The sequence below is a fragment of the Dermatophilaceae bacterium Soc4.6 genome (genome assembly GCA_039889245.1).
Lineage (GTDB): Bacteria > Actinomycetota > Actinomycetes > Actinomycetales > Dermatophilaceae > Lapillicoccus.
Genome location: JAZGVH010000002.1, coordinates 3,293,663 through 3,305,664 on the forward strand (window position 1 = coordinate 3,293,663; position 12,002 = coordinate 3,305,664).

Consider the following 12,002-nt stretch of genomic DNA (forward strand, 5'->3'; position numbering starts at 1 on the left):
ACCGCCCCGCAGCACCACGTCCGACCGTCGCCCCACCGGGGGTGGCGGTCGTTTCGTCGTCCGGGCGTGTCAGACTCGACCCTCGTGTCGAGCGACGGTCAGAAGCAGCCCGTCCCCAGGCTCTCGGCTCTGCGTGGCCTGCTGGACCGCCACGCGATCGACACGCGCCCGCTGGGCGTCTCGCCGTACAGGCGTCTGCTCGTCGGCCAGGGCACCTCGTTCATCGGGTCGATGCTCACGCAGGTGGCCGTGCCCGTGCAGGTCTTCGACCTGACGCGCTCGAGCCTCGACGTCGGCTACGTCGGGCTGGCCGGTCTGCTACCCATCGTGGGCTTCGGTCTGTGGGGCGGGGCGATCGCCGACGTGGTCGACCGGCGCGTGCTCTACCTGTGGTCGTCGCTGCTCGGGTGGGCGGTCACCCTCGCGCTGCTGGCGCAGACCCTGCTGGTCGTGGGCAGCGTGCCACTGATCCTCGGGCTCGTCGCGGTGCAGTCCGGTGCCTTCGCGGTCGCCTCGTCCGCCCGGGGCGCGATCATCCCGCGCATCGTGCCGACCGAGCTGGTGCCCGCCGCCAACACGCTCAACTTCACGGTCGGCAACGTCGGCCAGGTCGTGGGACCGCTGCTCGCCGGGGTGCTCGTGGTGCTGCCGCACGGCTTCGTCTACGCCTACGGGGCTGACGCCCTGCTGTTCACCTCGGCCCTCTGGTCGGCCTTCCGACTTCCCGCCGTGCCCCCGGGGGGCGACTCGGCCCGGGCCGGTGCCGGCGCTGGTGCGGTCCTCGAGGGGCTGCGGTTCATCGCCGTCCGCCCCGTGCTCCTGATGAGCTTCGTGGTCGACATCGCGGCGATGGTGCTCGCGATGCCACGGTCGCTCTTCCCCGAGGTGGCCGCCGCGCGCTACGGCGGCAACGTGGGTCCGCTCTATGCCGCCATCGCCATCGGCGCGGTCGTCGCGGGGGTCTCGAGCGGGTGGATCGGCCGCGTGCGACGCCAGGGGGTGGCGCTGGTCATCGCGATCACCGGCTGGGGCGCGGCGATCGCCCTCGCCGGCCTGGCCCACCAGCTGTGGCTCGCCGTCGTGCTGCTCGCCCTCGCCGGCGCCTTCGACCTCGTCTCGGCCGTCTACCGGCAGACCATCCTGCAGACCTACGCCCCCGACGAGATGCGCGGCCGGATGCAGGGTGTCTTCATCGCCGTCGTCGCCGGCGGTCCCCGCCTCGGTGACGTGCGCGCCGGCGCAACCGCGGCCTGGTCCGGTGCGACCGCCTCCTGGGTCGGCGGTGGCCTGGTCTGCGTGGTGGTGGTCCTCGTGGCGGGAGTGCTCGTGCGCCCCTTCTGGCGCTACGACGCCTCCGTCGCCCTCACTGCCTTCACCGGGCCCGACGCCGATGCCACGTCCAATGCCGACGAGGCCCGCCCACTAGGGTGAGGGCATGCCGGTCAACGCAGACTTCGTCGGGCGTCAGTACCCGCCGACCACCCCGTATGCCGTGGGCTCGGCCACGATCCGCGAGTTCGCCCAGGCGGTGGGCAGCGCCGACCCGGTGCACCTCGACCGCGCCGCGGCGCTCGCCGCCGGCTACCGCGACGTGATCGCCCCGCCCACCTTCGCCGTGCTCATCGCGCAGCAGTGCGACGCCCAGCTGATCGTCGATCCCGAGGCCGGCATCGACTACAGCCGGGTCGTCCACGGTGAGCAGCGCTTCACCCACCACCGGCCGCTGACCGCGGGTGACGACGTGGTCGGTGTGCTCCACGTCGACGGGGTCCGGTCCGCCGGGGGGCACTCGATGGTCACCACCCGCACCGAGCTGAGCGTCGACGGCGAGGCCGTCTGCACCGCCACCTCGACCCTCGTCATCCGCGGAGAGGACGCCTGATGTCGGCTCGCGCCCTCGCCTCCGTCACCGTCGGAGACCAGCTGCCCACCCGCACCGTGCACATCGACCGGGCCACCCTCGTGCGCTACGCCGGGGCTTCGCTCGACCGCAACCCGATCCACTGGGACGAGCGCTTCGCGCGCTCGGTGGGCCTGCCCGACGTCATCGCCCACGGCATGTTCACCATGGGCGCGGGCGGCACCGTCGTCGGCGACTGGGCCGGTGACGCTGGCCGTGTCGTCCAGTACGGCACGCGCTTCACCAAGCCGGTCGTCGTCCCTCATGACACCGGGGCCGACGTGGTCTTCTCCGGCGCGGTCACGAAGGTCGACGCGGAGACCGGTCTGGTCACCGTCGAGCTGCGCGCCACCTGTGGCGAGGACAAGGTGCTCGGGCGCGCCGTGGCCGTCGTCCACCTCGACTGAGCGGAGCGCCGTGAGCCCGGGCCCGACCCTGCTGGAGCAGCGCGACGTCCTCCTCGCCGACCTGACGACGATGCGCGTCGGTGGCCCTGCCGCCCGCCTGGTGACGGTGACCACGACCGACGAGCTCGTCGACGCCGTGCGCGAGGTGGACGACGCCGACGAGCCGCTGCTCGTGCTCGGCGGGGGGTCGAACGTCGTCATCGCCGACGCCGGCTTCCCGGGCACGGTGGTGCGGGTGGCCACGACCGGGATCGCCGTCGAGTCCGACGACTCCTGTGGCGGCGCCAACGTGCGGGTCGCGGCGGGTGAGTCGTGGGACGACCTCGTCGCCCGAGCCGTCGTCGAGGGCTGGGCCGGCGTCGAGGCCCTCTCCGGCATCCCCGGGGCCACGGGCTCGACGCCGATCCAGAACGTCGGCGCCTACGGTCAGGAGGTCGCCACGACGATCGCCCAGGTGCGCGTGTGGGACCGTCAGACCCAGACCGTGCGCACGGTCTTCGGGGCCGAGTGCGGGTTCGGCTACCGCGACAGCCGCTTCAAGACCGGTGACGGCAGGGGCGGGCGCTACGTCGTGCTCGACGTGCTCTTCCAGCTGCGGGTCGGCGACCTCGGTGAGCCGGTGCGCTACGCCGACCTCGCGACCGAGCTGGACATCGCGGTGGGGGAGCGGGCGCCGCTCGTGCAGGTGCGGGACGCCGTCCTCGCCCAGCGCCGTCGTCGCGGCATGGTCCTCGACGCCCCCGACCACGACACCTGGAGCTGCGGGTCGTTCTTCACGAACCCGGTGCTGCGCGACGGTGCCTGGGCCGACCTCGTCACGCGGGTGGGCGACCGCCTCGGCACCGAGGTCGAGCCGCCGTCGTGGCCGGAGGGCGGGGGCCGGGTCAAGACCAGCGCCGCCTGGCTGATCGAGCGCGCCGGCTTCGCCCGTGGCCACGGACTGCCGGGTCGCGCCTCGCTCTCGACCAAGCACACCCTGGCGGTCACCAACCGCGGAGACGCGAGCGCCGCCGAGGTGCTCGCGCTCGCCCGTGAGGTGCGTGACGGGGTGCGTGACACCTTCGGGGTCACCCTCGAGGCCGAGCCGGTCGTGGTCGGCGACTCCCTCTGACTTCTCGTCAGCTGGTCGAGACCGGGGCGCCGGTGAGCACGACGCTGAACAGCTTGGTGTCGAAGATCTGTCCGCTGCCGGAGACCTGCGACTTGGGCCGGGTGTAGGCCAGGGTCAGGTTGGGGGCCGACTTGGGGTCGACCTTGAAGACCAGCCACCCGGTGCGCGACTTGTTGCTGTCGATCTGGGTCGGCATGGGGATGAGGCGGTGCGCCCGCATCGGCCCGTCGATCAGCTTGAGGGGTCGGCTGGGGAACTGTGCTCCGGTGCGGATCGCGAAGTCCTGTCGCCGCAGGGGAGCCGTGTAGGTCGTGCTGGGGGTCCATGTCATCTCGACGGCGACCAGCTCGTAGGCCAGTGCGGTCGCGGTGTAGCCGGCCGGCCACGGCAGGCCGCGCAGGATGCGCTTGATCTCGATCGTGTGCCCCAGGCCCGTGTCCGTCAGCGTCTTGCCCACGTCCACCGTCCTGGTCGGCCAGGCCGGCGCCTTCGTCGTGGCGGACGGGAGCGGGGTGCCGGAGGTGGCAGAGGGCGACGAGGTGGGGGCCGACGAGGTCGGCGAGGACGAGGCGCTCGGGGTGCGCGAGGGGGCGGCGGTCGCGGGCGCCACGGTGCCCCCACCGGTGACGAGAGGGGCCGGCTCCGCACACGCAGACAGGACGAGGGCGGCGGCGCCGACGCTCACCGCGGCTTGCGGGAGCAGTCGCCACGAGGGGCGGGAGACGGGCGTGGACACGCCCACCAGACTGCCCCGTCGCGGGGGCCCGGCCAAATCCGGTCGGGTGGGACTCCCGTCCCCTGCCCCGGCGACGACCAGAGGTCGGTCAGCCGGCGAGCCACTGGTCGACGTGCGCGAGGGCTGGCCCGACGACGTCGGCGGGGGCTCGGCTTCCCCGCAACGAGGCGCGGGCCAGCTCGGCGAGCACCACGTCGTCCAGACCGAGGTCGTCGCGCGCGATCGCATACTGCGCGGTGAGCCGCGAGCCGAACAGCAGGGGGTCGTCGGCGCCGAGGGCGACGGGCACCCCGGCGTCGAGCAGGGTCGTCAGCGGCACCTCGTCGGCTCTGGCGTAGACCCCGAGGGACACGTTGCTGGCGGGGCACACCTCGAGCACCACCCCGGCCTGCGCGACCTGCTCGAGCACCCGCGGGTCCTCGGTGCCGCGCACGCCGTGGCCGAGGCGGTCCGGTCGCAGCACCTCGAGGGTCGCGGCGACGCTGTCCGGCCCGAGCAGCTCGCCCGCGTGCGGCACGAGGGCCAGCCCGCCGCGACGGGCGAGGTCGAAGGCCGGGGCGAAGTCCTCGAGGGCCCCTCGCCGCTCGTCGTTCGACAGACCGAAGCCGACGACCGTGCCCGGCCCCGACCCGGCGTAGCGCACGGCCAGTCGAGCGAGGGTGCGCGCGTCGAGCGGGTGGCGGATGCGGCTCGCTGCCACCACGACGCCTACCCCGATCCCGAGGTCGCGCGAGGCCGAGGCCGCCTCGTCGAGCACGATCTCGAGGGCGGGGGTGACGCCCCCGACGAAGGGCGCGTACGAGCTCGGCTCGACCTGGATCTCGAGCCAGCGCGAGCCCTCGGCGAGGTCGTCCTCCGCGGCCTCGCGCACGAGCCGGCGCATGTCGTCCTCCCCGCGGACACAGGCCCGGGCGAGGTCGTAGAGGCGCTGGAACCGGAACCAGCCGCGCTGGTCGGTCGCGTGGAGGTGGGGCGGCGTCCAGTCGGCCCCGGCCCGCAGCTGGTCGGGCAGCGGGACCCCGTGGTGCTCGGCGAGCTCCGCGAGCGTGGTCAGCCGCATCGACCCCGTGAAGTGCAGGTGCAGGTGCGCCTTGGGGAGGGCGCCGAGGTCGCGCCGACCGTCCCTGGACGACGTCATGTGCCCAGCCTCACAGACGCCACCGCCGGGCTCTCGAGCCGTCAGCGGTCGAGGTCGGTGATGCCGTCGAGGTCTTCCAGCTCGGCGGGGGAGTCGGCCGTGTGCATACTCTCCGGGTCGTCGACGTCCAGCTCGTCGGAGGCGTCGTTGTCGAGGCCCTCCTCGGGGCGCCCGCCCTCGATGTGCATGGCGGCCTCCTCGGCCGACGCGGCACCGCCGGCGAAGCCGACGTCGCTGCCGATGAGGTCCTTCTCCTCGTCGGCGTGGGCTCCCTCGTCGGGGGCCACGAGCCGCCCGCTGCGGGCCCCCGCGTCCCCGATGAAGTCGTCCTCGGCAGGGATCGCGTCGGGGTCGTCACCGCCCACCCGGTCGAGTGGGCGGTCGAGGCCGCTCTCGTTGTCGGGAGCGCCGTAGGCGCTGTCGGGGTCGGGCACCTCCTGCGCGATCCGCTGCTCGATCGTCTCCTCCTGGGACTGCTCCCAGGCCGTGGTCCCGAACATCAGCGATCCGCGGGCGCGGTCGGGCGGCGAGTAGCCCTCGTCGAGGCTGTCCTCGAGCCCCCGGTCGACGAGGGTGTCCTCGGCGGGGAGCTGGTCCTCGTCGTCGAGGGAGTAGGACCCGGTGTCGGTGTTGAGCTCCTCGCCGCTGTAGCTCTCGTCGCTGCCCAGGGTGTCGTCGGTGCCGTTGTCGCTCATGCGGCAACTCTGTCACGCGCCGCAGCGGACGGGCGCTCCCGGGGCAGCTCGTCCCGGATCAGGCCTGCGCGGTGAGCTTCTCGGCCGCGGCGAGGGCGACGCAGGTGGCCACCCCGGTCATGGCCGTCTCGACCTCGGGCAGCACCGGGAAGGTGGGGGCGAGGCGGATGTTGCGGTCGCGTGGGTCGTGCTCGAGGGGGAACGACGCCCCGGCCGGGGTGAGCGCGATGCCTGCCTCCTTGGCGAGCTGCACGACCCGCGAGGCGGTCCCGTCCATGACGTCGAGGTTGACGAAGTAGCCACCGGTCGGCTTGGTCCAGGTGGCGATGCCGAGGCCGTCGAGGGCGCCGTGCAGGGCCACGTCGACCGCGTCGAACTTCGGCGCGATGATCTCGCGGTGGCGCCGCATGTGCTGGCGCACACCGTCGGCCGAGCCGAAGAACTCCACGTGCCGCAGCTGGTTGACCTTGTCGGGGCCGATCGAGCCCATGGACAGGTGCTTGATGAACCAGGCCTTGTTGGTGCTCGACGCCGCCATCACGGCGACGCCGGCACCGGCGTAGGTGATCTTCGACGTGGAGGCGAAGAGGATCGGCCGGTCGGGGTGGCCGGCCGCCGAGGCGAGGGTGAGCGCGTCGGCGCTCTTGGCCTCGTCCTCGGTCAGATGGTGGAAGGCATACGCGTTGTCCCAGAAGATGCGGAAGTCGGGCGCTGCCGTCGGCATCGCCATCAGCGCCGAGGCGACCTCGAGCGAGCAGACCGCACCCGACGGGTTCGCGTAGGTGGGCACGATCCACATGCCCTTGACGCTGGGGTCGTCGGCGACGAGGGCGCGCACGGCCTCGACGTCGGGACCGTCGTCGTGCATCGGCACGGTCACCATCTCGATGCCGAAGCTGGCGAGCATCGAGAAGTGGCGGTCGTAACCGGGCACGGGGCACACGAACTTGACCACAGGCTCCTTCGACCACGGCCGGGGGGAGTCGGGGGCGCCGTGCAGCAGCAGGTCGACGAGGGTGTCGTGCATCATCGTCAGGCTCGAGTTGCCCCCGCAGACGACCTGCTCCGGCTCGACCCACAGCAGCTCGGCGAACAGCTCGCGCAGCTCCGCGAGCCCGTCGAGCCCTCCGTAGTTGCGCACGTCGACCCCGGCGCGGTCGCGGGTGGTCGTCGGCAGGTGCAGCAGCGCGTCGGCGAGGTCGAGCTGGGCACTGCTCGGCTTCCCCCGCGTCAGGTCGAGCGCCAGGCCGCGGGCCTGCAGGGCCGCGTAGTCGTCCCTGGCCCGGGCCAGGAAGGTGGCGAGCTCGTCGGGGCTGCGGTCGGCGAGCGGGGAGACGGTGGGCTGCGAGGTGGTCGACACGGGCTCCATCCTCGCACCGGTGGGCCAAGGAGGGCTCACCGGTTCGCGTGGGCCCTGCCGGGTCACGTATGCTCGTCCCCGGTGGTTGACGGCTGCCATGATCTCCTGTGCCCGCCGTCCGGCCGCCCGCCCCACTGCCTCAACCGGGTGCGGCGAAGGGCACTAGCTCAATTGGTAGAGCACCGGTCTCCAAAACCGGGGGTTGGGGGTTCGAGTCCCTCGTGCCCTGCGTCGTCGGTCCTCCCGGACCGGCCGACCTGACCGGGTGGCCCGACGACCACCCGGGGCGACGAGACAGCTCGCCTGCGGCGCGACCAGCGCCCGGGCCCTCACTGCGGCAAGGACGACATCGTGACCGAGACCAGCGCAGAGAGCCGCGAGACGGGCCGCGCCGACCGCAAGAAGCGTCAGCAGGGCAACCCCTTCTCGCGTCTGGTGCGGTCGGTGACGCTCTTCGTCAGCCAGATCCTCGACGAGCTGCGCAAGGTGGTGCGACCCACCGGCCCGGAGCTGCTCAACTACACGGCAGTGGTCATCGTCTTCGTGCTCGTCGTCATGGGGCTCGTGACCGGCCTGGACTTCGTGTTCAAGAGGGCCGTGCTCCTCGCCCTCGCGGGCTAGCGGCCGGGTTCGACCCGCTCCGCCAGCCCCACCCACCACGTCTTGAAGGAATGAGGTTCCACCGTGTCCGAGGAAGTGTCCACGCAGGACGCCCCCCAGGCCGCCACGAGCGACCACGAGCCGCAGCCCGACCTCCTCGAGGTCGAGCCGGTCGACACCGAGACCCTCGACACCGAGGACGCGCTCGCCGACCACCACCTGCCCGGGGCCGAGGCGTCTGACGCCGAGTCCGACCAGGACGCTGAGTCCGTGGAGGACGACGAGTCCGCTGAGGACGACGACGCACCGACCGCCGACCAGACGGCCGAGCTCGACGCCCCCGTGCTCGACCCGGTCGCGGAGTACATGACGCAGCTGCGGGCCAAGCCCGGCGACTGGTACGTCATCCACTCCTACGCCGGCTACGAGAACCGGGTCAAGACCAACCTCGAGACCCGCATCGTGTCGCTCAACATGGAGGACTTCATCTTCGAGATCGAGGTCCCCATGGAGGAGGTGACCGAGATCAAGAACGGCCAGAAGAAGCTCGTCCGTCGCGTCCGCATGCCCGGTTACGTCCTCGTGCGTCTCGACCTCACCGACCAGAGCTGGGGCGCGGTACGTCACACGCCCGGCGTCACCGGCTTCGTCGGCAACGCACACCAGCCGGTGCCGCTCAGCTACGACGAGGTCTTCACCATGCTCGCCCCGGAGTTCGAGAGCCCCGAGACCCCCGGCGGAGGTGGCCCCTCGGGTCGCTCCTCGCAGCGTGACGTCGCGGTCGTCGACTTCGAGGTCGGCGAGTCCGTCACCGTCATGGAGGGCCCGTTCGAGACCCTCCCGGCGACCATCTCCGAGATCAACCCCGACACCCAGAAGCTCAAGGTGCTCGTCTCCATCTTCGGTCGCGAGACCCCGGTCGAGCTCTCGTTCGGTCAGGTCTCCAAGCTGTAGGACCTCCACCGCCCACCGTCATACGGCAACCGGGTCATCGCCCCTCGGCGTCGGCCCACCACCACACAGGAAAGCAGGCTCACCATGCCCCCCAAGTCCAAGAAGGTCTCCGGCTTCATCAAGCTGCAGATCAACGCCGGTGCGGCCACCCCCGCGCCGCCGGTCGGTCCGGCCCTCGGTCAGCACGGCGTCAACATCATGGAGTTCGTCAAGGCCTACAACGCCGCGACCGAGTCCCAGCGCGGCAACGTGATCCCCGTCGAGATCACCGTCTACGAAGACCGCTCGTTCACCTTCATCACCAAGACGCCGCCCGCGGCCGAGCTGATCAAGAAGGCGGCCGGCGTGCCCAAGGGCTCCGGCGAGCCCCACAAGACCAAGGTCGCCAAGCTCACCGGCGACCAGGTCCGCGAGATCGCCGCCGCCAAGATGGAGGACCTCAACGCGCACGACGTCGAGGCCGCCGCCAAGATCATCGCCGGCACCGCCCGGTCGATGGGCATCACCACCGAGGGTTACTGACCCTCGGGGGCTCCTGCCCCCAGTGGGAGGGCCAGCGCTGGTCCGCACCACGACTCCCCACCCGTTCTCTCGAAGGAGCAGCACCATGAAGCGCAGCAAGGCCTACACCGCCGCCGCGGAGAAGATCGACTCGAGCCGGATGTATGCACCGCTCGAGGCCGTCCGCCTGGCCCGTGACACGTCCCTGACGACGTACGACTCGACCGTCGAGGTCGCCATGCGCCTCGGCGTCGACCCCCGCAAGGCCGACCAGATGGTCCGTGGGACGGTCAACCTGCCCCACGGCACCGGCAAGGTCGCCCGCGTCCTGGTCTTCGCCAACGGCGACAAGGCCGAGGCGGCCCGAGAGGCCGGAGCCGACTTCGTCGGCTCCGACGACATGCTGGAGAAGGTGTCCGGTGGCTGGCTCGACTTCGACGCCGTCGTCGCGACGCCCGACATGATGGGCAAGGTCGGTCGTCTGGGCAAGGTCCTCGGCCCGCGTGGCCTGATGCCGAACCCCAAGACGGGCACGGTGACGATGGACGTCGCCAAGGCCGTCACCGACATCAAGGGCGGAAAGATCGAGTTCCGCACCGACAAGCACTCCAACCTGCACTTCATCATCGGCAAGGTCTCCTTCGACGAGAAGCTGCTCGTGGAGAACTACGCCGCTGCGCTCGACGAGATCCTGCGGCTCAAGCCGTCCTCGTCCAAGGGGGCCTACATCGAGAAGGCCACCATGGCCACGACGATGGGCCCGGGCATCCCGCTCGACTACCGGCGCACGCGCAACCTCCTCGTCGAGGACGAGGCGACCGCCTGAGCGGCACGCCCCTGACGTGGTAGCGCCCGGCCCCCTCCGAGGAGGGGACCGGGCGCTTCGTCGTCCCGCGGCCACCCGGTGGCGTCGATGCGGGGGGACCCGACGCGTCCGTGGTGGTGTCGACGCACGGGTGCCCTCGGGGTGGAGGGCCGCCGATGCGGAGCCGGGTCGGTGGTGGGGGTACCACCGTTCGGCGTGCTGTGCGGGATCCGACGGTGCTGCACCACGAGGGTAGACGCTGAACCGGGTCAGCGACAGGGTGAGTCGCTGGTTCGTGCCATTCGGACGATGCAGAGGGAGCAACAGACCGTCCGCCGCCGAGGCAGGTCCGCTCGTGTTGACCTCGGGGCCACCGACCACGTACGGTGGGCAACGACCACAGACCGCCGGTTGTCCGGCTCCCGCTCCTGCGGGTGCCAGGCCGAAGGTCCCGCAACGCGGGCATCCAGCGCAGGCCATCGAGTTCCTCTGAGGACGCGCCTCACGGCGTCGCTTTCATCCGAGCCCCGTGCCTGCGCCGGGGCTCTTGTCGTGTGACCGGACGCTTTCGCCCGCGGTCGTCATGCAACGGATAAGGAGGCCCGATGGCCAACGCGGAGAAGACCGCCGCCATCGCCGAGCTCGCGGAGAGCTTCCGCACCTCGGGTGCGGCCGTGCTGACGGAGTACCGCGGCTTGACCGTGAAGCAGCTCACCCTGCTGCGTACCTCGCTTCGTGAGCACGCCACCTACGCCGTGGTGAAGAACACCCTGACCGAGCTGGCTGCGAAGGAGGCCGGAGTCACGGCCTTCGACGGCCAGCTCCAGGGCCCGACAGCCATCGCCTTCATCACCGGTGACCCGGTCGAGGCGGCCAAGGGCCTGAGGGACTTCGCCAAGGCCAACCCCCTTCTCGTCATCAAGGGTGGGGTGCTCGACGGACGGGCCCTCACCCCGGCCGAGATCACCAAGCTCGCGGACCTCGAGTCCCGCGAGGTCCTCCTGGCCAAGATGGCTGGCGCGCTCAAGGCGTCGCTGACCAACGCGGTCTACCTCTTCGCTGCGCCGTTGGCACAGAGCGTCCGAGTCATCGACGCGCTCCGGGCCAAGGTCGAGGCGGAGGGACCGGCGTCCCCCGTGGACGACGCCCCCCAGGACGTGGCTCCGCAGGATGCGGAGACCACGCAGGACGCAGAGTCGCAGGACGCTGCACCCCACGACGTCGCCGAGGGTGGCGACAACTGACCGGACGGCATCCTGCCGCACGGTTCGCACCTTAACCACCGCCACTCTTCTGGCACCACCTGATGGAAGGAAGCCACCATGGCTAAGCTCAGCACCGACGAGCTCCTTGACGCATTCAAGGAGATGACCCTGATCGAGCTCTCCGAGTTCGTGAAGCAGTTCGAGGACACCTTCGGCGTCACCGCCGCGGCCCCTGTGGCCGTCGCGGCCGCCGGTGGCGGCGCCGCCGCCGTCGAGGAGGTCGAGGAGCAGGACGAGTTCGACGTCGTGCTCGAGGCCGCCGGCGACAAGAAGATCCAGGTCATCAAGGAGGTCCGCGCCCTCACGAGCCTGGGCCTGAAGGAGGCCAAGGACCTCGTCGACGGCGCGCCCAAGGCCGTCCTCGAGAAGGTCGACAAGGCTGCGGCCGAGAAGGCCAAGGAGCAGCTCGAGGGCGCAGGAGCCACCGTCACCCTCAAGTGACCCTGCGGTCCTGACCGCTGCACGAGGCCCCGACCGGCACTGCCGGTCGGGGCCTCTGCGCGTGTCGGCTCGGGCCCGACCTTGACGCG

The 12,002-nt window shown here is 71.6% G+C and carries 14 protein-coding genes and 1 tRNA gene; 11 read left to right on the forward strand and 4 right to left on the reverse strand.

Features of this window, described 5'->3' with window-relative positions; genetic code table 11:
- The first annotated feature begins 66 nt into the window (after positions 1-66).
- The 4 genes from V3N99_15355 to V3N99_15370 are packed head-to-tail and all read left to right on the forward strand — an operon-like array spanning position 67 to position 3,418.
- Positions 67-1,431 carry an MFS transporter gene (locus V3N99_15355; protein MEO3938114.1) on the forward strand — a complete coding sequence of 455 codons (1,365 nt, stop codon included), beginning with the start codon at positions 67-69 and terminating at the stop codon, positions 1,429-1,431.
- A gap of 4 nt (positions 1,432-1,435) precedes the next feature.
- Positions 1,436-1,882, forward strand: a complete 447-nt coding sequence (locus tag V3N99_15360) for a MaoC family dehydratase N-terminal domain-containing protein (GenBank protein MEO3938115.1) — start codon at positions 1,436-1,438, stop codon at positions 1,880-1,882.
- A complete protein-coding gene (locus V3N99_15365; GenBank protein MEO3938116.1) occupies positions 1,882-2,307 on the forward strand; it encodes a MaoC family dehydratase in 426 nt (141 codons plus the stop codon). Before V3N99_15360 ends, V3N99_15365 begins: the two co-directional genes overlap by 1 nt.
- 10 nt (positions 2,308-2,317) lie before the next feature.
- On the forward strand, positions 2,318-3,418 hold the full coding sequence (locus V3N99_15370; protein ID MEO3938117.1) for a UDP-N-acetylmuramate dehydrogenase: 1,101 nt from the start codon (positions 2,318-2,320) through the stop codon (positions 3,416-3,418).
- A 7-nt stretch (positions 3,419-3,425) separates the two neighbouring features.
- Here V3N99_15370 and V3N99_15375 read toward each other — a convergent pair whose 3' ends face one another.
- From V3N99_15375 to V3N99_15390, 4 genes are all read right to left on the reverse strand, one after another.
- A complete protein-coding gene (locus V3N99_15375) occupies positions 3,426-4,154 on the reverse strand; it encodes a hypothetical protein (GenBank protein ID MEO3938118.1) in 729 nt (242 codons plus the stop codon).
- A gap of 88 nt (positions 4,155-4,242) precedes the next feature.
- The gene (locus V3N99_15380; protein ID MEO3938119.1) at positions 4,243-5,292 is read right to left on the reverse strand and encodes an adenosine deaminase; all 1,050 of its coding nucleotides are present in this window, start codon (positions 5,290-5,292) and stop codon (positions 4,243-4,245) included.
- A gap of 41 nt (positions 5,293-5,333) precedes the next feature.
- Positions 5,334-5,987: a DUF5709 domain-containing protein gene (locus V3N99_15385; GenBank protein ID MEO3938120.1), complete on the reverse strand. Its 654-nt coding sequence runs from the start codon at positions 5,985-5,987 to the stop codon at positions 5,334-5,336.
- Positions 5,988-6,045: 58 nt separating this feature from the next.
- The gene (locus tag V3N99_15390; protein MEO3938121.1) at positions 6,046-7,347 is read right to left on the reverse strand and encodes an aminotransferase class I/II-fold pyridoxal phosphate-dependent enzyme; all 1,302 of its coding nucleotides are present in this window, start codon (positions 7,345-7,347) and stop codon (positions 6,046-6,048) included.
- 156 nt (positions 7,348-7,503) lie between these two features.
- Here V3N99_15390 and V3N99_15395 point away from each other — a divergent pair.
- From V3N99_15395 to rplL, 7 genes are all read left to right on the forward strand, one after another.
- Positions 7,504-7,576 (forward strand) — tRNA-Trp (locus tag V3N99_15395).
- Positions 7,577-7,698: 122 nt separating this feature from the next.
- Positions 7,699-7,968 carry a preprotein translocase subunit SecE gene (gene secE, locus V3N99_15400; protein ID MEO3938122.1) on the forward strand — a complete coding sequence of 90 codons (270 nt, stop codon included), beginning with the start codon at positions 7,699-7,701 and terminating at the stop codon, positions 7,966-7,968.
- 63 nt (positions 7,969-8,031) lie between these two features.
- Positions 8,032-8,901 carry a transcription termination/antitermination protein NusG gene (gene nusG, locus V3N99_15405; protein MEO3938123.1) on the forward strand — a complete coding sequence of 290 codons (870 nt, stop codon included), beginning with the start codon at positions 8,032-8,034 and terminating at the stop codon, positions 8,899-8,901.
- An 84-nt stretch (positions 8,902-8,985) separates the two neighbouring features.
- The gene (rplK, locus tag V3N99_15410; protein MEO3938124.1) at positions 8,986-9,423 is read left to right on the forward strand and encodes a 50S ribosomal protein L11; all 438 of its coding nucleotides are present in this window, start codon (positions 8,986-8,988) and stop codon (positions 9,421-9,423) included.
- Positions 9,424-9,508: 85 nt separating this feature from the next.
- Positions 9,509-10,228: a 50S ribosomal protein L1 gene (rplA, locus tag V3N99_15415; protein ID MEO3938125.1), complete on the forward strand. Its 720-nt coding sequence runs from the start codon at positions 9,509-9,511 to the stop codon at positions 10,226-10,228.
- A gap of 584 nt (positions 10,229-10,812) precedes the next feature.
- On the forward strand, positions 10,813-11,451 hold the full coding sequence (gene rplJ / locus V3N99_15420) for a 50S ribosomal protein L10 (protein MEO3938126.1): 639 nt from the start codon (positions 10,813-10,815) through the stop codon (positions 11,449-11,451).
- Between the two features lie 78 nt (positions 11,452-11,529).
- On the forward strand, positions 11,530-11,913 hold the full coding sequence (rplL, locus tag V3N99_15425) for a 50S ribosomal protein L7/L12 (GenBank protein ID MEO3938127.1): 384 nt from the start codon (positions 11,530-11,532) through the stop codon (positions 11,911-11,913).
- The last annotated feature ends 89 nt before the right edge of the window (positions 11,914-12,002 follow it).